This is a genomic window from Chryseobacterium indologenes, assembly GCF_018362995.1.
Taxonomy (GTDB): domain Bacteria; phylum Bacteroidota; class Bacteroidia; order Flavobacteriales; family Weeksellaceae; genus Chryseobacterium; species Chryseobacterium indologenes_G.
In genome coordinates, this window is sequence record NZ_CP074372.1 from 2,633,716 (window position 1) to 2,656,478 (window position 22,763).

19 protein-coding genes and 2 tRNA genes are annotated in these 22,763 nt (G+C 34.8%); 9 read left to right on the plus strand and 12 right to left on the minus strand.

Going from position 1 to position 22,763, the window contains the following annotated elements; translation table 11 throughout:
* The first annotated feature begins 2 nt into the window (after window positions 1–2).
* Entirely contained in the window at window positions 3–1,007 is a 1,005-nt protein-coding gene (gap, locus tag DYR29_RS11900) for a type I glyceraldehyde-3-phosphate dehydrogenase (protein ID WP_047379077.1), read from the plus strand.
* A gap of 63 nt (window positions 1,008–1,070) precedes the next feature.
* Here the strand turns inward: gap and DYR29_RS11905 are convergent, their stop codons facing one another.
* A complete protein-coding gene (locus tag DYR29_RS11905) occupies window positions 1,071–2,840 on the minus strand; it encodes a hypothetical protein (RefSeq protein ID WP_213277041.1) in 1,770 nt (589 codons plus the stop codon).
* A 141-nt stretch (window positions 2,841–2,981) separates the two neighbouring features.
* Between DYR29_RS11905 and DYR29_RS11910 the strand changes: the two genes are divergently transcribed.
* The 3 genes from DYR29_RS11910 to recA all read left to right on the plus strand — a co-directional run bounded on the left by DYR29_RS11910 (window position 2,982) and on the right by recA (window position 6,538).
* Complete coding sequence (locus DYR29_RS11910; protein WP_213277043.1) at window positions 2,982–3,779, plus strand: response regulator transcription factor; 798 nt, start codon at window positions 2,982–2,984, stop codon at window positions 3,777–3,779.
* A gap of 79 nt (window positions 3,780–3,858) precedes the next feature.
* Window positions 3,859–5,043, plus strand: a complete 1,185-nt coding sequence (locus tag DYR29_RS11915; protein WP_249413487.1) for an oxygenase MpaB family protein — start codon at window positions 3,859–3,861, stop codon at window positions 5,041–5,043.
* 493 nt (window positions 5,044–5,536) lie between these two features.
* Window positions 5,537–6,538 carry a recombinase RecA gene (recA, locus tag DYR29_RS11920; protein WP_047419990.1) on the plus strand — a complete coding sequence of 334 codons (1,002 nt, stop codon included), beginning with the start codon at window positions 5,537–5,539 and terminating at the stop codon, window positions 6,536–6,538.
* A 166-nt stretch (window positions 6,539–6,704) separates the two neighbouring features.
* Here recA and DYR29_RS11925 read toward each other — a convergent pair whose 3' ends face one another.
* Window positions 6,705–8,141, minus strand: a complete 1,437-nt coding sequence (locus tag DYR29_RS11925) for a hypothetical protein (RefSeq protein WP_213277045.1) — start codon at window positions 8,139–8,141, stop codon at window positions 6,705–6,707.
* Window positions 8,142–8,292: 151 nt separating this feature from the next.
* Window positions 8,293–11,187, minus strand: a complete 2,895-nt coding sequence (locus DYR29_RS11930) for a S9 family peptidase (RefSeq protein ID WP_213277046.1) — start codon at window positions 11,185–11,187, stop codon at window positions 8,293–8,295.
* A 149-nt stretch (window positions 11,188–11,336) separates the two neighbouring features.
* Here DYR29_RS11930 and htpG point away from each other — a divergent pair, with 149 nt between their 5' ends.
* Window positions 11,337–13,229: a molecular chaperone HtpG gene (htpG, locus tag DYR29_RS11935; RefSeq protein ID WP_213280620.1), complete on the plus strand. Its 1,893-nt coding sequence runs from the start codon at window positions 11,337–11,339 to the stop codon at window positions 13,227–13,229.
* A gap of 416 nt (window positions 13,230–13,645) precedes the next feature.
* Window positions 13,646–14,038 carry a helix-turn-helix transcriptional regulator gene (locus DYR29_RS11940; protein WP_213277047.1) on the plus strand — a complete coding sequence of 131 codons (393 nt, stop codon included), beginning with the start codon at window positions 13,646–13,648 and terminating at the stop codon, window positions 14,036–14,038.
* Between the two features lie 272 nt (window positions 14,039–14,310).
* On the opposite strand, the gene DYR29_RS11945 is transcribed toward DYR29_RS11940, so the two are convergent.
* Window positions 14,311–14,607 (minus strand): MGMT family protein, encoded by a 297-nt coding sequence (locus DYR29_RS11945; protein ID WP_213277048.1) that lies wholly within the window; start codon window positions 14,605–14,607, stop codon window positions 14,311–14,313.
* A gap of 89 nt (window positions 14,608–14,696) precedes the next feature.
* Between DYR29_RS11945 and DYR29_RS11950 the strand changes: the two genes are divergently transcribed.
* Window positions 14,697–14,843 carry a hypothetical protein gene (locus DYR29_RS11950; RefSeq protein WP_213277049.1) on the plus strand — a complete coding sequence of 49 codons (147 nt, stop codon included), beginning with the start codon at window positions 14,697–14,699 and terminating at the stop codon, window positions 14,841–14,843.
* A gap of 380 nt (window positions 14,844–15,223) precedes the next feature.
* Here DYR29_RS11950 and DYR29_RS11955 read toward each other — a convergent pair whose 3' ends face one another.
* From DYR29_RS11955 to DYR29_RS11975, 5 genes are all read right to left on the minus strand, one after another.
* Window positions 15,224–16,198: a deoxyhypusine synthase family protein gene (locus DYR29_RS11955; protein WP_047097747.1), complete on the minus strand. Its 975-nt coding sequence runs from the start codon at window positions 16,196–16,198 to the stop codon at window positions 15,224–15,226.
* Between the two features lie 348 nt (window positions 16,199–16,546).
* Window positions 16,547–16,927: a GreA/GreB family elongation factor gene (locus DYR29_RS11960; RefSeq protein ID WP_213277050.1), complete on the minus strand. Its 381-nt coding sequence runs from the start codon at window positions 16,925–16,927 to the stop codon at window positions 16,547–16,549.
* Between the two features lie 300 nt (window positions 16,928–17,227).
* Window positions 17,228–17,872 (minus strand): hypothetical protein, encoded by a 645-nt coding sequence (locus tag DYR29_RS11965; protein ID WP_213277051.1) that lies wholly within the window; start codon window positions 17,870–17,872, stop codon window positions 17,228–17,230.
* A gap of 48 nt (window positions 17,873–17,920) precedes the next feature.
* Window positions 17,921–18,313 carry an alternative ribosome rescue aminoacyl-tRNA hydrolase ArfB gene (gene arfB, locus DYR29_RS11970; protein ID WP_213277052.1) on the minus strand — a complete coding sequence of 131 codons (393 nt, stop codon included), beginning with the start codon at window positions 18,311–18,313 and terminating at the stop codon, window positions 17,921–17,923.
* 4 nt (window positions 18,314–18,317) lie between these two features.
* Window positions 18,318–19,337 carry an AMP-binding protein gene (locus tag DYR29_RS11975; RefSeq protein ID WP_213277053.1) on the minus strand — a complete coding sequence of 340 codons (1,020 nt, stop codon included), beginning with the start codon at window positions 19,335–19,337 and terminating at the stop codon, window positions 18,318–18,320.
* Window positions 19,338–19,436: 99 nt separating this feature from the next.
* Between DYR29_RS11975 and DYR29_RS11980 the strand changes: the two genes are divergently transcribed.
* Window positions 19,437–19,507, plus strand: a tRNA-Gln gene (locus tag DYR29_RS11980).
* Window positions 19,508–19,662: 155 nt separating this feature from the next.
* Window positions 19,663–19,733: transfer RNA gene (locus DYR29_RS11985), tRNA-Gln, on the plus strand.
* Window positions 19,734–19,788: 55 nt separating this feature from the next.
* Here DYR29_RS11985 and DYR29_RS11990 read toward each other — a convergent pair.
* The 3 genes from DYR29_RS11990 to DYR29_RS12000 all read right to left on the minus strand — a co-directional run bounded on the left by DYR29_RS11990 (window position 19,789) and on the right by DYR29_RS12000 (window position 22,538).
* Entirely contained in the window at window positions 19,789–20,100 is a 312-nt protein-coding gene (locus DYR29_RS11990; protein ID WP_213277055.1) for a hypothetical protein, read from the minus strand.
* Between the two features lie 130 nt (window positions 20,101–20,230).
* A complete protein-coding gene (locus DYR29_RS11995) occupies window positions 20,231–20,863 on the minus strand; it encodes an HdeD family acid-resistance protein (protein WP_213277056.1) in 633 nt (210 codons plus the stop codon).
* 256 nt (window positions 20,864–21,119) lie between these two features.
* A complete protein-coding gene (locus DYR29_RS12000; RefSeq protein WP_213277057.1) occupies window positions 21,120–22,538 on the minus strand; it encodes an amino acid permease in 1,419 nt (472 codons plus the stop codon).
* Window positions 22,539–22,763 lie beyond the last annotated feature (225 nt).

The window sequence follows — 22,763 nt, forward strand, 5'->3', positions numbered from 1 at the left end:
TTATGTCAACAATTAAAGTAGGTATCAACGGTTTTGGTAGAATTGGACGTCTTGTTTTCAGAGCAATGACTGAAAGAGACAACATTGAAGTTGTAGGAATCAATGACCTAATCAATGCAGAATACATGGCTTACATGTTAAAATATGACTCTGTACACGGTATTTTCCCAGGTGAAGTTTCTGTAGAAGGAAATGATCTTGTAGTAAACGGGAAAAGAATCAGAGTAACTGCTGAAAGAGATCCTAACAACCTAAAGTGGAATGAAATTGGTGCTGACTATATCGTAGAATCTACAGGTCTTTTCTTATCTAAAGATACTGCTCAGGCTCACATCAACGCTGGTGCTAAGAAAGTAATCCTTTCTGCTCCTTCTAAAGATGATACTCCAATGTTCGTAATGGGTGTAAACCACAAGGAACTTACTGATGATATCAAAATCTTGTCAAACGCTTCTTGTACTACAAACTGTTTAGCTCCTTTAGCTAAAGTGATCCACGATAACTTCGGAATCGTAGAAGGTTTAATGACAACTGTACACGCTACAACAGCTACTCAAAAGACTGTTGACGGTCCTTCAGTAAAAGACTGGAGAGGTGGTAGAGCTGCTCTGAACAATATCATCCCTTCTTCTACAGGTGCTGCTAAAGCAGTAGGAAAAGTAATCCCTTCTTTGAACGGAAAACTAACAGGTATGTCTTTCAGAGTACCAACTGTTGACGTTTCTGTAGTAGATTTAACAGTAAGAATTGACAAAGCTGCTTCTTATGAAGAGATCTGTTCAGTAATCAAAGCTGCTTCTGAAGGTGAATTGAAAGGTATCCTTGGATATACTGAAGATGCAGTAGTATCTCAGGACTTCGTAGGAGATAAGAGAACTTCTATCTTCGATAAAGATGCTGGTATCATGCTTTCTCCAAACTTTGTGAAACTTGTTTCTTGGTATGACAACGAAATGGGTTACTCTAACAAGTTAGTAGATATGCTTGTACACGCTGCTTCTTTATAATAAGTAATGAGCGATAAGCAATAAGTAATATAAAACCTTCCCGATGGGAAGGTTTTTTTGTTTTTATTTTTCTTTTTTGCTTTTGATAAATAACCCGAAAGGAATACCTATACTCACTTTAACCATGAAACTATTTTTCAAAGCTCTTGTATGATATGGTTCATTATCTACACCAGCCATCACTCTAAAAGTTGCTTTGTTCACATCTTCTTCATCATTTATTCTGAAGATTAAACCTCCTTGAAGAGCATATCTGTTTCTGTAATCCATATAATCCATATTTTGTAAGGCAAAAGTATGAGTACCCAATACAGTAAACCCAAAATTATTTGTCATAAATATTGAAAACTGAAGACCTGATTGTAAAGTCCAAAAAGCCCTACTCAAATAAGAATATTTTCCCAATTTTCGTCCTCCATTATCCACTATAAAAGCATCATTATTTTTTTGCTCCAAAATAGGTTCTAAATTAGGCTTATCAATACCCACATTGGCATCTAATAGATTTCCCATTATGACATTACTAAATACCTGAAAATTAAATAAATTCAAAAAATATTTGCCAAATTGTTTATTCCAGTTATACGATAAATTAAGATTTAGTCGTGGGTAGTTACTAACTTGATTTTCTATTATAATCATTTTATTAACTTTTGATGTATCTAAATCTATGTTTTGGTTATAGACATCCACTGTAGCCTTAAACCATTGTAAACTACTCCCATTAAGCACCTTAATATTTCTTTTATCAAATGCTATAATACTATCATTAATATACTTGTATGGATTAACAACTATCTTCTCATAACGTCTCATTTTTTCTTTTAATTCAACTATTCTTTTTTGAGATCTCTCAATCTTTGCATACATTTCAATTCTTTCATTTTCTTCTAATTTGGTGTTATTAAGTCTGTTTTTTATTTTCTTTATATCACTTAACAATAGTATCAATTCATCTTCATTAAGCGCTTCATCATCCTTAAATTCATTATAATCATTAATAATGATATCTCTATAATAGTTATTCCTTTTCTTGTACAGATCATCACATTTTTTTTCATTAAAATACCTTGTTGGTGAAGAAGTTACAATATTGAGGGTAAAGGAGCCTCCAACATCTTTTTTCCATGATTTACTAGAATAAAATAACCCGCTATTTACACTTGAAGTATATGCACTAATATTAAAAAATAAATGGTTATGATAACTAAAATTAGCTCCAATACTTAATTTAGTATCATTTCCACTTGTAAATGCTATTGCACTATTATTTGTTACATTATCGCTTGAATTTAATATAACTGCTTTTTTCAATGTTTTAAGGTCATCTACGAAAACACTATCATGAATGGCTTTTCCATCATGTGCCCCCTTACTACTTTCAGTACATTTATATTTAATACTACAAAAGGTACTATCTAATTTAAATTTAATAACATCATCTATATTTTGAATAGAATCATCTAAAAAAATTGGAATTCTAGGAAGGAAATATTTTGTTTTATCATTTATACCTTTAATAACAAAAACCGAATCATTTTTAAGATTCACAAAAATTTTCTGACTATCAGCCAAATAAATATGTCGATATTTTAACGCCTTTTTCTCAATAATCTTTTGGTTAATATCATCTACACCCAGCCCTGTTTGATTATTAATTAATTGTAAAATATTACTTTTATCCTTATCTTCTAATGTCATAATAAAGCCAATAAGTGTTTTTGCACTTGATTCATCAGAATACTTAGATTCATATTCAGACAACAATTTCACCTGCCCACAGACCATCCCCACCCATCCAAGCAGAAACAGTAATAAAATTTTTGTTTTCATGGTTATTTATTTTCAGATTAAAGTTTTTTTGAAATGGTCATTAGTTTTATTTAAAGCTACAATACTTACCTACCACACGAAATACCACAAAAGGGTGATTTTTTTAACATAATTTTATTATTTTTAAGAAAACATTAACCAATGAAGAAAAAACACCTGACTCATGCAAAAAAACCGCATCCCCTCACCAAAGTCTGGAATGACTATCCTGAAATTTTACAGAATGATAACAGAATACTACCCGTTCCCGTCATTGAACATCTTATAGGAGAAATCTTCGCGCCGGGAAAGTTCTATTATTATGTTATTAATTTTGCAGACAGTACCATCTGCAATCACCATGAAGACATTCTGAAAATACATGGGCTCAATAAATATCCTATACATCTGAAAGAGATTATAGACCTCATCCATCCCGACGACATAGAATTTGTCATGGAAGCTGAAAGAATGTCAATAGAAAAAATAAAAGAAATTAACGGCTTTGATTACCAGCAGGAACTGAAAACCAGCTACTGTTTCAGAATGAGAACTTCAAAAGGTAATTATGAACTGTTCCATCATCAGGCCTTACACACTTATAAAGATGAAAAAGGCAGGCTTTTGCAAGCGGTTAATATCCATACGAATATTGAACATATTACTCATCAAAATTCTTATATTGTGTTAGTCTGCGGAATTAACGGACGGGAAGATTTTCATCAGATGCAATGGATGGAGCATAGTAAACTTCATGAATCCACGCCTGTCATTTTCACTAAAAGAGAAGTTGAGATTATCAACTGTATTGCAAAAGGCTATTCCACAGGAGAAATATCCGATCGGTTGAATATCTCTGAAGAAACGGTACGTACTCACAGAAAAAATATTTTAAGAAAATCCGATTGTAGAAACAGCTCTGAACTCATCAAGAAAACGTTTGAATGGGGCTACCTATAAAATCTACATCCTAAGCCTGACAAATCTCACCAAAGAATTTCAGCATAAAACTTGTACTTTTATAGATAAAGGAATGAACATGATACAACCACGATTTAAAGATGCTCCTCATTTCAGAGATTTCTGGGAAAGTGGAAATGGAAAACTGCTTATTGAATTTTCCGGAGCAGAAGTAAGTTTTGAAAAATTTGAAAAATTCGCTCCTTTTTTTCATCATGTGGACGAGATTGGTGATGAGGTGGTAAGAGATGTTTATTTTACTAAAAAATTTCATGAGGCATCCAGGGAAATTGAACAGTACATCAGAAATGGAGTTTCGGAAACAGATTCAGTTCATGAAAGTGTAAAAAAGCTGTTCACCCAAACTCAGAAAGTTCCTGAATGGCTTGATTACAATTTACTCAAAAGCGGTGCTGAGCTCTGCATGAGAAGCAACCTGGATTCTCTGATCTCGTTGAGAGATTATTGTCTGATCGGTGGTTATGACTACGCTTACCTCAACAAACCCCTTATTGTTACAGAGGCATTAAAAAAGGGTGCGGTAAAACGTCTTTCGGAAACATTAGATTTCTGGGTAAATGCTACCCGTTACAATGCACTGGAAGTTCACGCAAAAGGATATGAATTTGCTATAAAAACCCGCCTGATCCATTCTTACGCAAGACTTTCCATAAAAAAACATTATAAAGGCTGGGATACAGAAAACTGGGGTGAGCCCATCAATTCATGGGATATGATGGCAACGTATATCGGTTTCAGTCTTGTCTTTCTTCACAGCCTTCAAAAATTGGGTAATAGTTTTTCCCTTGAGGAAGAACAGGGAATTTTTCACCTTTGGAAATACGTAGGTTATCTTCTGGGAATTCCGGAACAGCTTCTCCCTGACAATAAAAAACAGGCTACTGAATATTTTTATTTATGGACTTCTGTTCAACCTCCATCTGATAAAGATTCTGTTCTTCTTGCCCATTCTTTGCTGAATGAATCTCTGGAAAATCCAATTTTAAAATTTGAATTCCAAAGGAAAAATTTAAAATATCTACACGTATGCTGTACCTGGTTTCTGTTGGATGATGAAGTCTGCAAAAGGCTGCAGATCCCGGAAGTTCCCAACAAAAACTTATTTCCAAAATCAAAGATACTTTTCAACAAAATTTATGACAGAATCGTAAGCCGTGATTCCAGAATAAAAAGAGGAAATAAGGATCAGATGAAGGTACTGGAAGATTATCTGAATATCACCAAGAATTCAAATTTCCATTAAAATACCTCTGTTAAAAATCGCAAAGGCGCAACAAATTCCCATGCGTTACAAAAACTTTTAAGGCGCAAGAAAATCAAAGATTTTCAGCTAGAGAAATTATAAATCTTAAAATAAATTTTTCTCGAAGATCAAGCTATTTACGCAGATTTTTATTAACATCTGCCTAATCAGCAAAATTAGCGATAGAGAAAATAATTTAACAGTATTCAATTTTATCTTCGATAAAATCTTTGCGCCTTAAAGCGTAGAATCATTAAAAAAGCTTGCGTCTTTGCGGGTCTCCAACAAACCTTACATTAATAAATAAGCAATTTTTTAGTTACAAAAAAAATCTTTAAATATTCCTATACAGTTCATCCTCCATTCTTTCGTTATGAATAAAATCAGCAGCAAAATTTTATCATTTTTTAACTCTAAAAACAGTTTTCAGGAACAAAAAACATTAGTTTTTGATATATAAATTATGTATTTTTGAGAAATTATTTTAATAGCGATGAGTAACATTGATGATAAGAAAAAAGCACTTGCTCTAGTGCTTGACAAATTAGATAAAACATACGGAAAGGGAACAGTAATGACTTTAGGTGATGAATCTATAGACAATACAATAGAAGTAATTCCTTCCGGTTCTTTAGGATTAGATATCGCATTAGGTATCGGCGGATATCCAAAAGGAAGAATCATTGAAATATACGGCCCTGAATCTTCAGGTAAAACAACATTAACCCTTCATGCTATTGCTGAAGCTCAAAAAGCAGGTGGTATAGCAGCATTTATTGATGCAGAGCACGCTTTCGACAGAACATATGCTGCGAAACTAGGAATTGATCTGGAAAACCTTATCATTTCTCAGCCGGATAACGGAGAACAGGCTTTAGAAATTGCAGATAACCTTATCCGTTCAGGAGCTATTGATATTGTTGTCATTGACTCTGTTGCTGCTCTTACTCCAAAAGCAGAGATTGAAGGTGAAATGGGAGATTCTAAAATGGGTCTTCACGCAAGATTGATGTCTCAGGCATTAAGAAAGCTTACAGCTACTATTTCAAGAACAAAATGTACAGTGATCTTCATTAACCAGTTGAGAGAAAAGATCGGGGTAATGTTCGGAAATCCTGAAACAACTACCGGAGGTAATGCTCTTAAGTTCTACGCTTCTGTAAGAATTGATATCAGAAAAGCCAGCGCGCCTATCAAACAAGGTGATGAGGCTATCGGTAGCCGTGTGAAAGTAAAGATTGTGAAAAACAAAGTAGCACCTCCTTTCAAGCAGGCAGAATTCGATATCATGTATGGTGAAGGAGTTTCTAAAGTAGGTGAAATTCTTGATACTGCAGTAGATATGGGAATCGTAAAGAAAAGCGGATCTTGGTTCAGCTACGAAGAGACCAAACTTGGTCAGGGACGTGATGCTGTAAAAGATGTTTTAAAAGACAATCCGGATCTTTCTGAGGAATTGGAGAACAAGATCAAGGAAGAAATGAAAAACAAATAATTTTTCAGAAAATATAGAAAGGCAGTCTTAGGATTGCCTTTTTCGTTTTTTACATGCAGATATTTTTTAACGTTCTATGTTAACTTGCAAATAAATGAAGAATCAGAAAATAAAAAAAGGTTATTCCGTGGAACAACCTCTTTTTAAGTTTTTATATTTTTTTATATTATTCAGCAATTTTACCTTGAAGCTGAAGTGCTCCGGTAACCTTCATTCCTTTTGTCGGAGTTTCAAATCTCATGTTTTCTTTATTAACAAAAGCATCAATAGTGAAGAAATCTTCATTCTCTTCATTCGTAATCAGTTTTAACTTCAGGATATATCCTTTAACGCTGCCATCTTCAAGCAATTCTGTTTCCTTAAAGTCTACAACCTGAGCAATAAAATCAAAACATGCATAATTAGGAAGATCCTGGCTTGGTGCATACGTTGTGAAGTCTTCACTCATTTTAGTTCCATCAGGTAAATCAGTGTTTGTGTGAACGTCAAGAATGAAAACAATTCCACTGATATTTACTTTCAGATGAGGCTGGGTCATGTAAGTGTTTCTATTTTCAGCATAATCTGTAGCAAAGAACCAAACTCCAAAAGTTTCTCTGGCCGGCCCCGCTACAATAGCCTGCAAATTCAGCGCATTTTCCCACTCTCTGATTGATCTTGTTTCAAAATCTAAAACATAATCAGTTTTCACTTCCGGAATTATGGTACTCAATTCATCTGTAACAATCGTTTTAAATCTTACATCTTCAAATTCTGTTTTACTCTTATCTTCATCAGATGAATCTGTAACCGTAGACTGCATTAAAACAGTGGTAAGATATTGACCGTAATCTTTAGTCTGGAAATTTTCATGACCAAAAACACCACTCCAGGTATTCACAAGATTATGAACATTTGATTTTCTTATAATAATTCCTGCTTCGTTAGTGATTTCAGGAGCAGCAATTCCTTCTGTATTCGGGAAATAATCCTTACCATCCACCAACTGATGATTCATGATCTCATTATTTTCTTCGTGAGAAAACTCTGCAAAACCTTTATAAGTGACATTTTGGTTTTCAAAAATATACGGAAGCCCTGTTTTTGCCTTATCAGATCCTTCAAAATGATAAGAAAGTGAAATAGCTTTAAATTCTTCCTCTTTTGTTGCCGGATTATGATTACCATTATTATCAAACTGAGAATGATACAAAATCATATAAGATTTGATCTTCCCTTCATGAAGTTCGTTTTCAAACTTTTCTTCCATTTGTGCGATTGCCTGTTGTGGAGCCAGCGCATAAGCATCTTCTGTCACCATATAAGCAAAGCCTTCTATCTCACCATTTTCCTTTTCAAAAGCCGAAATAGGTGTATATTCTCCTCTTAGCTGCAGCGCTATAGAATAGACTATATAATCATTATAAATTTTGATTTTTTCAAATTCCTTATTTACTGTCTTTGGCTCTTCCACTTGTGATGAGGGGATTTCCGGTATTGTTTCCACCACTTCTTCCGCCACTTCCTGTACTACTTTTTCCTCCGGCATTTCCATTTCCTGAACCAAAGTACTTACATTTTCCTGATTGTTGTTTTTCTTCTTAAAAAAATCAAAGATTCCCATACTGTTATTTATAATTGGCGGTAAATATAATAAAAGTGCCCAACAGACCCATCATAAAAAAAATGCCATTGTGTCAGTTTATGTTTTGTGATATATTTTTTTGAGAAGTATAAAAAAACCCGGCGGAGCCTTTGGCTCCGCCGGGTTCATATTAATTAGGCTTATCGTCTGTCAGCTCAAATCCCCAATCTTTTCCTTTTTGGGTGGCCGGAATACCTTTCGTCATCCAGACCGGAGCTTTAGCATCTTTAAGATAGTAATCAAAAAACTGCTGTTCACGGATTTGAATATCCTTTCTGTTCTGGCGTTTTACCAGATTATGATCATCACCGTTATAGTTCAGAAGCCATACCGGTTTTCCAAGGCGGCGTAATGCGGTAAACATTTCAATTCCCTGATACCATGGCACTGCACCATCTTTATCATTACTCATAATAACTACCGGAGTCTGTACTTTATCAATGGTAAAAAGCGGTGAATTTTTAATATAAAGATCCGGTGCTTCCCATAGATTTTTTCCTAATCTGCTTTGTGATTTTTCATACTGAAACTGTCTGTTCATCCCCGATGTCCATCGGATTCCTCCATATGCAGAAGTCATGTTGACAACAGGAGCACCACTCCACGCGGCAGCATACATATTGGTATGAGCAATAAGATAGGCTACCTGATAACCACCCCAGCTTTGTCCCTGAATTCCGATTTTAGCACCATCTACCCAGGAATTTTGTTTTAATTTTTCAACTCCGGAATTAATGTATTCCATTGCAGATTCCCCAGGGAAGCCGTCTGTGTAAGAAATATCAGGAGTAAAAACCAGATACCCGTTGCTCACAAAATAAGAAATATTCAATCTTGAAGGTGTAGGAGCTGGCGCAACATAACGGTTCAGATTATCCGAAAGTTTTTCATAGAAATAGACAATCATAGGATATTTTTTATTCGGATCGAAATTTTCCGGTTTGTATAAAATTCCTGTAGAAGTATGCTCTTTTGGTGTTGTCCAGTGTATCAGTTCATCTGTGCTCCAGTTATATTGCTTTTGCTGCGGATTGGTATCACTCAGCTTTTGCTGTTCTGAGAAATCAGATGCTGCAAAAATGTTGGGAGAATCAGTGTAGGATTCTTTTACTAATATATATTCTTCAGCATTTTTTGCTTTTTGAAGACTTCTGTATCCCCACACATCTTCCATCTGGATTTTTACCGGATCTGAACCCGACTGGATAGATGTTTTAAAAATTCCATTCGCTTTGGATGTATTATCAAATGCTGATAAATAAATAGCTGATTTTCGGTTCAAGCTTTTAATATCTTTATCTAAATCGTAAGTGTCAAATGTTATTTTATGCTTACGCCCAAATCCATTGGTGATATTTCTCGGCTTTTTTGAACCATTCAGGAAAAACTCCCAAAGATCGTAACGGTCTCTGATAATCACAGATTCATCATTATCTGTCCAGGATGCAATACCATAAGAATTTGGAAAATCCGGCATATCAAATTCTTCATCCACAAAAGAAACAGGCAATCCGCTGCTCAATGGAAGTGTTTGTTTTGTCTTCACATTATAGCTGAGCCACTTCCCTTTTTCTCTGTCAAAAATCACTACGAATTTCCCGAGTGGAGAAACAACCGCTGCTCCATTCAGATTCTGAATAATTTCCGTTCTTTCCCCTGTTTTATTATCAATCAGGAAATACGTTTTCTTTGTTGCTCCTTCCCACTGTGAAGAAATACGGTTGTTCAAACTTGTAATACCAAGCGCAAATTCAGCATTTCCTTCATTTACCAGTCTTAAAGTATCCAAATCTTCACCATCTATATTTCTGAAGAAATCCGGTTTTTCCGTCTGCATTACTGCAGCATAAGATTTTTTTAAATCATTTTTCAATTCTTTAAGTTGTACCGTTTGCAGATAATCATCTTTATAATTCCAGATATCTACAACGGCATGGTCATTCGCGATCATTGCTGTATCTTTTGCAACAGGCTTTGGAGCAACACCGAAATACAGCTGCTTTCCATTTTTGCTGAATAACGGTAAACGGTTTTCAGAAACCACCCAATTCTTCTTCATCTGTGCATTTTCATTGGTAATAGTTTCCTTTTTATTTCCTTTAAAATTAAAGTAATACAACTGATATAATTTCACCAAATCATTTTGTGCAGAAGAAGTTCCCACATATGCCAGCTGATTTCCCTCTTCATCAAAAGACAATTGTGAAAAATCGCCTTCCATTTCTGAAATCTTAGTAACAGTTCCTTTTTGCAGATCTACAACCTGTACGGTCTGAAGTGCATATTTCTTAGGTTTTGATTTATCTGTATCTTTTTTGTCCGCAGATTTTTCATCTGCTGAATCCTTTCCTTCTTTTTTATCTTTCTTTTCTTCCGGCTTTTTAGTTACAAAAACAAGCTGTTTCCCATTTTTACTGAATTCATAGCGGACTACATTATCATATTCTGTAGTTTTTCCATCTAAAAGATTTCGCACAATCAGCTGCAAAGGCTTTACATTTTTATCTTCATCTTTATTTTCGTCTCCATCTTCTTTATCTGAAGCATCATCCGAAGATTTATCTTTTGTATTTTCCAGAAGATAAGCAACATAAGAACCCGCTTTTTCAGGAATTTTAAATGATTTCACATTCGGGATTTTCTCTGTTTTATCATGTAAAAAATCAACAATTGCAAGGCTGTCTTTTGTTAATTTGTTTTTCTTAAGCTTTTTATCTTTTACTGCTTTTATGTCTTTATACTGAGGACGGATTTGAAAGACAGCAAACCTGGAATCATTCGTAAAATCTACTTTTGTTCCTCTTGCAAACTTCTTTGATGTTTTATTTTTAACGGAATATAAAGAAAGGTTAGCATTTCCTTCCTGAGCATCCACAGAATAGGCAATCCATTTTCCGTCATTTGAGATTTTTCTTGCCCCAATATTTTGCCAGCTGTCGTAAACAGAATGGTCTAAAGGCTTTTTCTGTGCATAGACCCAACAGGTCATCATGAGCAGAATAAAAACTGTACATTTCAACTTCATTTTTAAAATATTTTAAGAATTAAAAGTAAGGTATTTCTTCGACAAATTCACACGATGAGCCTGTTTCAAGTAAAAAATGCCATTCTGTCACTTTCTGCTATATGGTATTTTTTTTGAGAAAGAATTTAAAAATTAAAAATCTAAATATGATGACTAAAGGAAATATTAATGTATCTGTGGAAAACATTTTCCCGCTTATCAAAAAATTTCTTTACAGTGACCACGAAATATTCTTAAGAGAATTGATCTCCAATGCAACGGATGCCACTTTAAAATTAAAACATTTAACCAGCATCGGAGAAGCGAAAGTGGAATATGGAAATCCGAAACTTGAAGTAAAGATTGACAAAGACCAGAAAACTTTACGCATTATCGACCAGGGTATTGGGATGACAGGTGAAGAAGTTGAAAAATATATCAACCAGGTTGCTTTCTCAGGGGCTGAGGAGTTTTTGGAGAAATATAAAGATTCTGCAAAGGATTCAGGGATTATCGGACATTTCGGTCTTGGATTCTACTCTGCATTTATGGTTGCTGAAAAAGTAGAAATTCTTACAAAGTCTTATAAAGATGAACCGGCTGTACGTTGGATCTGCGATGGAAGCCCGGAGTTCACTCTTGAAGAAACTACTGATAAAACCGATAGAGGAACTGAGATCATTCTTCATATTGCTGAAGATTCTGTAGAATTTTTAGAAGAAGGAAAAATCCGTGAACTGTTATTAAAGTATAACAAATTTATGCCTGTTCCGATCAAATTCGGGACAAAAACACATACACTTCCATTACCGGAAGACGCTCCTGAAGATGCAGTAGCTGAAACGGAAGAGGTAGACAATATCATCAACAATCCAGTACCGGCATGGACGATTGCTCCAAGTGAACTGACCAACGAGGATTATATGAAGTTCTACCACGAGCTGTACCCAATGCAGTTTGAGGAGCCTTTATTCAATATTCACCTGAATGTTGACTATCCATTCAACCTTACGGGAGTTCTTTTCTTCCCGAAACTGAGCAACAACCTGAATATTGAGAAAGACAAAATTCAATTATATCAAAACCAGGTATTCGTAACGGACGAAGTAAAAGGAATTGTTCCGGATTTCCTGATGCTTCTGAGAGGAGTTATTGATTCTCCGGATATTCCATTGAACGTTTCCCGTTCTTATCTTCAGGCAGATGGTGCTGTAAAGAAAATTTCATCTTACATCACGAAAAAAGTAGCCGACAAAATGGCTTCTTTAATCAACGAAAACCGTGAAGACTACGAGAAAAAATGGAACGACATTAAGATCGTAATCGAGTATGGAATTGTTACGGAAGAAAAATTTGCTGACAAAGCTGATAAGTTTACCTTATATCCTACTACAGACGGAAAATATTTCCTTTGGGATGAATTGGTTGAGAAAATCAAGCCTATACAAACGGATAAAGACAATAAACTGGTTGTACTATATGCTACCAATGCTGATGAACAACACAGCTACATCCAGTCTGCAAAGGATAAAGGATATGAAGTTCTGTTATTAGACTCTCCTATCACTCCACACGTTATCCAAAAGCTGGAAACTTCAAAAGAAAATATCTCTTTTGCAAGAGTAGATGCAGATCACGTGAATAACCTGATCAAAAAAGATGAGCCGGCAATTTCAAAACTGAGCGAAACTGAAAAAGAATCCTTGAAAAAGAATGTAGAAGAAGCTATTCAGGATTCTAAATTTACAGTTCAGCTTGAAGATCTTGACAGCAATGATGCTCCATTCACTATTACCCAACCTGAGTTCATGAGAAGAATGAAAGAAATGCAGGCGACAGGCGGTGGCGGTATGTTTGGAATGGGAGGTTTCCCGGAGATGTACAATCTTGTAGTGAATTCCAACAGTGAACTTTCTAATCAGATTTTAAAGACTGAGAATACGGAAGAGAAGGAAAGTTTAATCAAATACGCTTTGGATCTTGCCAAGCTTTCACAAAACTTACTGAAAGGAAAAGACCTGACAGATTTTATACAGAAAAGCTATAAGCAACTTGAAAAATAACATACAAGAGACTGTTTCGTTTTGAAGCAGTCTTTTTTTATTTGAGCATGTTGGGGAAGCGCAAAGACGCAAGCTTTTCTCACAAGCTTCATGCTTTAAGGCGCAAGGATTTTATCTGCGATAAAATTGTGTACTGTATATTTTATTTTCTATTTCACGCTGATTTTGCAGATTACGCAGATACTAATAAAAATCTGCATAATCTGTGTGATCTGCGAGAAAATTTAATAAATGAAACTCTTTGCGCCTTTGCGTTTTCCAACAATCTAAAAATCATCAACAACTAATTTAAATAAACTGAATATTATAAACCTGTCCCTTCTTTTCTCTTAATCTTCATTACTTTACTCTATATTTTATTCGTTTTCTATTGTATAGCTTCTGCTTTTTTGCCATTTTTGTATAAAATGTCGGTCATGCAAAAAGAAAAATTACGCGTCATCAGAAAGCAAAAAGGCTATACTCAACAGCAGGTAGCGGACTTTATCGCAACAGATGTATCTAATTACAGCAGAAAAGAAAGCGGTGATGTGAGGATCGTAAAAGATGAATGGGACAAACTTGCCCGTTTTCTGGATGTACCCATTGAGGACATTTACGAAGAAGAGGAAGCTACAGTAGTAATTAATAATAACCATCCTGTATTTAATGACAGATCTTCTTCTGCAGGAGTTATTAATAGTCTGAATAACTATGATAATATTCCGGGAGATATTATTGAAAACCTACAAAACTATATTGCTTTATTAAAAGAAGAAAATGAAAGACTTAAAGAAGAACTGAAAGGTCTCCCAAGCAGAAAAAAATAATACGGTTTGAAACTTTAAAAATATTGGTGTCACTCATATTCAATTATGGAGTGACATTTTTTTATAATATTTTCCAACGCAAAGAATTAATGACTCGAGGGTTCTATTTTAGGAAGCGAAGAGGTGCGACTTTGTCGCTGATGAAGCTTTAGGGTAATACGTTCACTTAAAAAAATCAATGAAATTGATTCCCTTCTTTGCTCCCTTAAAAATAGTACAGCTTATAGATAGAAACTCTGCATTAAAAAATTATTGTTTCCGAAAATTAAAATTTACAATTCAGCCAACGGATCCCAGAACAGTTTTTTGAAATTTTTTATTCTAAGATTTTCCACAGTAATTCCTTCTGCTTCCAGCTTAGGCTGAAATTCCGGAACAGATAAAATTCCTGAGCTTGATATAACACGGTGAGCAGGCACATCTTTCGGACAACCACCCATGGCTTTTCCTACATGTCTGGAATGATTTGGATAGCCAACTGCTTTTGCGATGGCACCATACGTAGAAACTCTTCCTTTGGGAATAAGCCTTGCTACTTCATATACCTGTTGTTTGAAAATTTCGTCCATATCAAATTGTTATTTTTTAGCAAGCTTTCTTTTTTGCATCATTTTTGAACTCTCCTAAGCTCAATGATGTTTCATTAAAAGATAAAGATATGAAAAAATCATTTTTCAGGCTGTTGAATTCCGTTAATAAAAAAGTTCTTCCTAAGCTGAGTAATAAAGATCCTAACCATCTTACTAAGATTGAAAAAGGTATTCTGGCATATCGTTATTTTGTGCTGGTGAATTCTTTGGATTGATTTTTCTGAATATGAATGTCTTTGGCTACAGATGTCTGTGGGGAATTTTGGAAAATGCAAAGGCGCTAGTCTTTCTGACATGATTCATGCTTTAAGGCGCAAAGATTTTATCTCCGATAAAATTGTATATCATTATTTATTTGAACCATTAAGGCCATTTAAGTTTTTAAGAATATTAAGAGAATAGCTAAAGCTATTTTTTTTAGCTGTGTGTTTTATTTTTCATCAAAGATGAAACTTAATTTTTCTTATTCTCTTCATTTTCTTAATGGTTAAATAATTTGAATTATTAAAACAAATCTATTTCTAAATACTAAAATAAAAAAGCGCTCCAAATGAATTGGAGCGCTGTATGGTAATCTCTGATGAGAATTTTATGCTTAAGCGTTTTCTAAGATATAAGAGAACATCAATGGTGCACAGATGGTTGCATCACTTTCAACGATAAATTTCGGTGTAGTGATATCAAGTTTGCCCCAAGTGATTTTTTCATTTGGAACAGCTCCTGAATATGACCCGTAAGATGTTGTAGAGTCTGAAATCTGGCAGAAATAAGACCAGAAAGGAATGTCATGCATTTCCATATCCTGATATAACATTGGCACTACACAGATAGGGAAATCTCCTGCGATACCTCCACCAATCTGGAAGAATCCTACTCCTTTTCCTCCTGAATTTTTAGTATACCAGTCAGCAAGGTAAGTCATATATTCAATTCCTGATTTCATTGTAGTAGCCTTAAGCTCCCCTTTGATACAGTAAGAAGCGAAGATATTACCCATTGTAGAATCTTCCCATCCCGGTACTACGATTGGTAAATTAGCTTCTGCAGCAGCAATCATCCAGGAGTTTTCTCTAGGAATCTCATAATACTGCTCCAATACTCCTGAAAGGATCATTTTGTACATGAATTCGTGAGGGAAATATCTTTCTCCTTTAGCTTCAGCATCTTTCCAGATCTCAACGATATGTTTTTGTAATCTTCTGAAAGCTTCTTCTTCAGGGATACAAGTATCTGTAACTCTGTTCAGACCTCTTTCTAAAAGATCCCACTCATCCTGAGCAGTCAAATCTCTGTAATGAGGAACTCTTTCATAGTGAGAGTGTGCTACAAGGTTCATTAAATCTTCTTCAAGGTTAGCCCCTGTACAAGAGATAAAATCTACTTTTCCCTGACGGATCATTTCAGCAAGAATCTTCCCTAATTCAGCAGTAGACATTGCTCCAGCCAAAGTAATCATCATTTTTCCGCCATCTTTAAGATGTGCAACATATCCTTTAGAAGCATCCACCAATGCAGCTGCGTTGAAGTGCAGGTAATACTTTTCTATGAATTCAGTTATCGGTTTGCTCATTTTTTTAATTTTTGCAAAGATAAAACTTAAAAACGGAATGCAGTCAAAGCACTTAAAGAAAGTGTAACGGAGGAGTCTTTTTTTATCATTTGTTAAATGCTAAAGCTGTTTTGTGGAAAACACAAAGACGTAAGAGTTCCAAACACTGCGGGTATTTCTAAAAAAGGTGCAAGAACATTTCGACTTCGCTCAATATTAGATTTTCAGCAAAGTCTATATATTCAACAGTTTCAATTTTATTGGAGATAAAATCCTTGCGCCTTTGCGTTTCCAAAATAGTCAACAAAAAGCGCAGCTCAAATAAGCCACGCTTTCATTGTAATTCAACTTAATATCATTCAACAAAGGTTATCCCTCCCAGGCTTCTACTTTCAGAATTTCAATTTTTCTTTCTCCGTCTCTGAATGGCCAGTTGATAACATCTCCTACTTTATATCCTACTACTGCAAGAGCAATATCGGATAATATGGAATGTTTATTTTTTTTAAGTTTTGCTTTGGTAGACGGCACAAAAATATATTCGTGTTCAAAATCTAAGGTATGGTCTTTTAAAGTTACTTTCCTTTCAACTGTTACAATATCAGCAGGCAGATCTCTTCTCAATACCTGTTTTGCATTTCTAAGTTCTTCTGTAAGTCTTTTTTCTTCTCTGATGCTCACTTTTTTTCTTCTGAGTGTATCTTTTATAGCATCATAAATTCCGGTGGTTACAATAATATGATTGGACATTTTGTTATTTTTTTAAAATTAAAATGCAGTTATTCCCTGACGACCCAATGTAGAATCTAGGCATACAACAGCCTTCTTCTATAGAAAACCGCAAAAAAGCAATAAATAAAATCCGGAATAATTCCCTGTCTTGGATCCTGACAGGGCTTAATTGATAAAGTCCTTAGAACTTTTCAGAAAAGAATCTGTGTGCAGATAAAGTAATGACAGCAACAATCCTGATTGCCTGCGTTCTGCCGAGAAAGAGATTGTTGCTGCCATTATTATGAGATTATTTGTAATCCTTACAAAGATAGTAATTTAAAAACGGAATGTAGCGGCAGCGCTTAAAGAAACTCTTGTCAGACCTTCTTTCTGGTCATCATTAAGATCAACGGTCTGTCCATTCACTTTTATTTTACTCAATGTTCCTGCCGTAATTCCCAACTTAGGACCTATCATAAAGTTTTTAGAAACTGCATATTGGTAGGCTGCCCCCAGTTCCAGACCAAGGTTGGAACCTGTACCTTTTACAGCTGCTGTTTTTGTAGTGTAGGTAATCACTCCAAGAGATACATCAGCGACAAGTTTATGGTTTGTAGGTTTAGTATAATTGGAAAACATAACGGAAGGTCCAAAGAATGTAATATTATCTTTAGTGCTTATAGAAGCTGTGACAGCCTGTCCATTCATATTGTATCCGCTCAGTACACCGCTGCTGGAAGCATTATAGTTGGAAAATTTAGCACCAATCCCAATATTTTTCAAATTATAATAAGCAGCAATTTCAAAATGGATTCCGTTTTTCAATCCTTTAACGTAATTTTTTTCTGCCATGGAAAGCCCAGGTGCTGTTTTAGCTACTCTCCATGCATACCCTACAGCCGGTATGATGGTTATTTTTTCCTGTGCAAAAGAAAATAAAGAACTCGAAATAGTTCCCAATAAAATTAGTTTTTTTATCATGGTTTTAAAGTTTCCGGCAAAATTAAAATTTTCTCCGTGAGAAACAAGCTAAAATTTGAAGCGCCTGTTTTCTTTTTTATCAGATAATTTTTTCTTGCCATCAAGTCTCTTTTGTTTCTGAGCTCTTGAAGGTTTTGTTGCAGTTCTTTTCTTCGGAACAATAAGGGCTTTGTTTACAATTTCAGTTATTTTTTCAATGGCTTTATTTTTATTCATCAGCTGGGTTCTGCTTTCGGAAACCGTGAGGAATAAAAAGCCCTCTGCATTGATCCTGTTTTTCAGTTTATCCTGAATCAATACTTTTTGATCCTCATTGAAAAACTCTGATGCATCTACTTTCCAAAGTACGGTAACAGCAGTCTCTACTTTGTTGACATTCTGCCCTCCTGCCCCACTGCTGCGGGAAGTTTTGAAACTGAGTTCTTTTGAAAAGTCTTTCATTTTTTTAACTAAATATTTTATACAATTCCAATCTGTTTATTTTCCCATTGGGCGTTCTCGGAATTTCACTGATGAAAATAATTTCTTTGGGCTTATGGAAGTTTTTCTCAAATGGTATATATGAAATTTTCTTTATGACCTCATCTGATTGATTTCCTTCTATAATCAGTATCAATTTCTGACCCAAACTTTCATCCGGCAAACCGATAAATATAGCTTCATTTGGTATTTCCTTTTTCACCAGGGCCTCAAGAGCTTCAGGAAAAATTTTTGCTCCTCCGGAGTTGATCACATTGTCAATTCTTCCCAGAAATTTAAACTGTTTCTCGTTTCTAATATCAACTAAATCATTAGTTTGTAGTACTTCAGCATTTAAATCAGGAGCAAAGATTTTCAGACATCCTCTTTCATCCAAAGAGATGGATACATTTTCAAAAACGGTAAAATAATCTTCCTGCTCGGGCATCAATTGCTTTAAGCCAATATGGGAAAGCGTTTCTGACATTCCATAGGTTTCAAAAATACGGTTTGAAACACTAAGGTTCATCTGTAGAATTTTATTTTTCAAACTTTCTGAAACGGCTGCACCACCAATGATCAGATTTTTGATCAGATGAAGTTTTTCCAATGAATTTTCTACCTGAAGCGGTGTCATCGCACAAAAATCTATTTCTTCTTCTAAATTTTCAACAGGTTTTAGAGAGGGCTCTGTAACTCTTAACTTCAACTCTCTTGCTATGGAACGGACAATCATCATTTTTCCTGAAATATATTCTACAGGCAGGCAGAGTAATGCAGTATCTCCTTTTTTTAATCCCAAAAAGTTACAGGTCATTACTGCAGAATTGCCCATTTTCTTTTTCTCAATTTCAAAAATTTTTGGTACTCCTGTAGAGCCTGAAGTCTGGACATTCACTCCCGCTTTTTCTGAAAACCACTCTTCAAGAAAAATTTTAACTTTTTTTTCAAATTCCGTATGGAACGATAATTTATTAATATTGAGATTATTGAAGTCTATCAGCATATTTTCCGTAAATAAAATCCACAGTAAATTTAAAAAAAAATTCAAAAAATTCTTGTATGTAAAGAAAAAAGCTGTAAATTTGCACCACCAAAATAAAACAGACCTATAGTGTAACGGTAACACTCCGGTTTTTGGTACCGTCATTCGGGGTTCGAATCCCTGTGGGTCTACAAACCATCCTTCTTTAAGGATGGTTTTTGTTTTTTATTCATACATCAATTGCCATGGGATTAAAATCTATTTTTTTATACAAACAGCAGAAAATTGAAAGAAGATATTTGTAAATAAGAAAAAAATATATAAATTTGCAAAACCAAAATAAAGCAGACCTATAGTGTAACGGTAGCACTCCGGTTTTTGGTACCGTCAGTCGGGGTTCGAATCCCTGTGGGTCTACAAACCATCCTTCTTTAAGGATGGTTTTTGTTTTTATTCCATAGAACAAAGTACACTATTTATCAATCAATCTTTTACTCCCAAGGAATTTTAGAATAGATCCTAATTTATAAAAATCATAGTGTAATATTTCCCGCTCATCTTTCGCAACTTTCTGTAAAAACAACCAATCTTCTACTAAGCTTCCTATCGTAAGATCTATTGGATCTTTATAAGGATCGTATAATTCTTCGTCTGTTATATTCCAGTATAAATCTTTTTCAAATTCCACAAAAGCTGTATTATTCTGTTTATTTAAATGTACAAGTAGAATATTAAGAAGTTTTTTTAACTCTGCGATATTTAATTTCACTTTTTGTTTTTCCATTCAGATATTTTTTAATGATTATTAAGATCCATGACCTTTCTGTAACTTTTGTTCTGGTAATTCTTTTATTCTTTAAAAATAAAAAAAGACCTTTTTACAAGGCCTTTATACTTAGAAGTAATTTACTTTATTATCTTTTAAGATCATCAATTTCCTCCTGTATAGATTTGATTCTGTCTCTTAATTCCTGACTTACTTTTCCGGGGATTTTTTTAATTTTTCTTAAATCCAGGGCCAGCATAATGGAAGCTATTCCCATGAAAATAAAAGAAACACCAGTAAGGGTAACTAATGAAATTCCTGTAAACACCGGATTAAAAATCAACAATAGAGAAAATATAATTCCTCCGACACTGGCTAACGCTACATTTCCCCAGCTCATTATCCTCATACTTCTCAGATCGAATGCAAAACCTAATAATTGAAAGGAACGAAACAGTAAAGTGAATCCTATAACAAACGGCAGCACAGTCATTGAAATCTGAGGATTTGCGATGAGATAAACTCCTATCGCTGTAGTTAATAACCCACTTACCAGAAACCAGCCCCAACCCTGCAGGGATTTACTGTTCTGTAAGGAAAAGAATATTTCCGTAATTCCTGAAAATAAAAATGAAACACTGAAAAAAATGGAAAGTGTAACATACGTTGCAAGCGGTACACTGAATACATAGAAACCACAGATCAGAAATATAATTCCGAAGATTAATGGGATGTACCAATGTTTTACGGTGTTGGTAAGGGTTTGAAATAAATTGGCCATAGGTGTCTTTTTTGGTCCTGCCTACTTTTTTTTAACGGCTTTCGGCTTATCCGCGGGCATTCAAACAGATTAAATTTTCACCTGAATTTGAAATACAACCTCTTACCAAGATACGAAAATATGCTAAAAATATGTGATAGTATCCTATGAAAATTTTTAATTTTTCTCAACTTAAAAAAATATCCTCCAGAATTTTCAGAAATAAAAAAGGTGAAAATCAAATGATTCCACCTTTTCAGATGTAGTTTTTTATAACTTACTTCGTTTTGTACAATCTGTACATAATAAACAAAAAGCCAATCCATACCGGAATCAGAATCACCTGAATTTCCATTCCTGTGATACTCATTAATCCTAATATCAGAACCAGAAAGGCAATACAGATATAATTGGATACAGGATAAAATATAGAAGAGAATTTTGAATGAATTCCTGATGCATTTATTGATTTTTTAAACTTCAGATGGGTATAGCATATCATCAGCCAGTTGATGATCAAAGTAGATACTACTAAAGCCATTAAGTATTCAAAAGCTTTTTCCGGCACTAATTTATTAATGATAATACATATCCCGGCAAAGCATGATGAAATAAGAATAGCATTGATAGGAACAGAGTTTTTATTCAGTTTTTTCAGGAATTTCGGGGCATTCCCCTGTTGAGCCAATCCGAAAAGCATTCTGCTGTTACTGTAAACACTACTATTATACACTGATAATGCTGCGGTTAAAACAATCAGGTTAAGCACATTAGCAATCAATGTATTGAACTGAATCACTTTACCAAAAAGGCTGAATTCAAGGCCGTTCAGATTCTGAAACACCATTACAAACGGACTGGAACCTTCTGTAATATCTCTCCAGGGGCTTAATGAAAATAAGATCACCAAAGCTCCAACATAGAAAATAAGGATTCTGTAGATCACCTGGTTGGTAGCCTGTGGAATGGTTTTTTCCGGATTTTTAGCTTCTGCAGCTGTAATTCCGATAAGTTCCAGTCCTCCAAAAGAGAACATGATCATGGCCATTGCGGCAAACAATCCTGAATATCCGTTTTCTGTTTTGTTAAATAATCCTTTTGGGAAGAATCCGCCATCATTCCATAAATTGGTAATGCTTGCTTTTTCTCCTCCTGTACCACTTATCAACAGGTATACTCCGAAGATAATCATGGCTATAATAGCTACTACTTTGATGATAGAAAACCAGAACTCTGTTTCTCCATACACCTTTACAGAAGCAAGATTAAGCGCATTAATTACAATAAAAAAGAATAAACTGGAAACCCAAAGCGGGATATCCGGCCACCAAAAGTGAATATAATGTCCTATTGCCGTGAGTTCCGCCATACTTACCAAAATATAGAGAATCCAGTAGTTCCACCCTGAAGCAAATCCTGGAAAATTTCCCCAATATTTGTAGGCAAAGTGGCTAAAACTTCCTGAAACGGGTTCCTGAACAACCATTTCACCAAGCTGACGCATAATAAAAAAGGCGATAATTCCAGCTAAAGCATAGCCTAAAATTACTGATGGTCCTGCCAGTACTGCAGCCGGCCCGATTCCCAGAAACAGCCCGGTTCCGATGGCACCTCCAAGGGCAATTAATTGTATATGTCGATTTGTTAATCCTCTAACTAAAGTCTCCTTTTCTCCTGTTTTATTTTCGTTGCTCATTGAATGAATTATTCGGTCGCTAAATATATAAAAACTTTTCAGAGAAATTCACATTCCATGGGGTAAATTGACAATGCGGGCTCCCGTAACAGAAGAGACCTCTTTTCTTCCTATATTATTGATAAAGTTCACAAGTTGCTGCCTTTTTATTAGCACAAAAAATATGATCTCCCTCAACAACTGAAGGAGATCATTATTTTATGATGATTACATTTTAATGCAAAA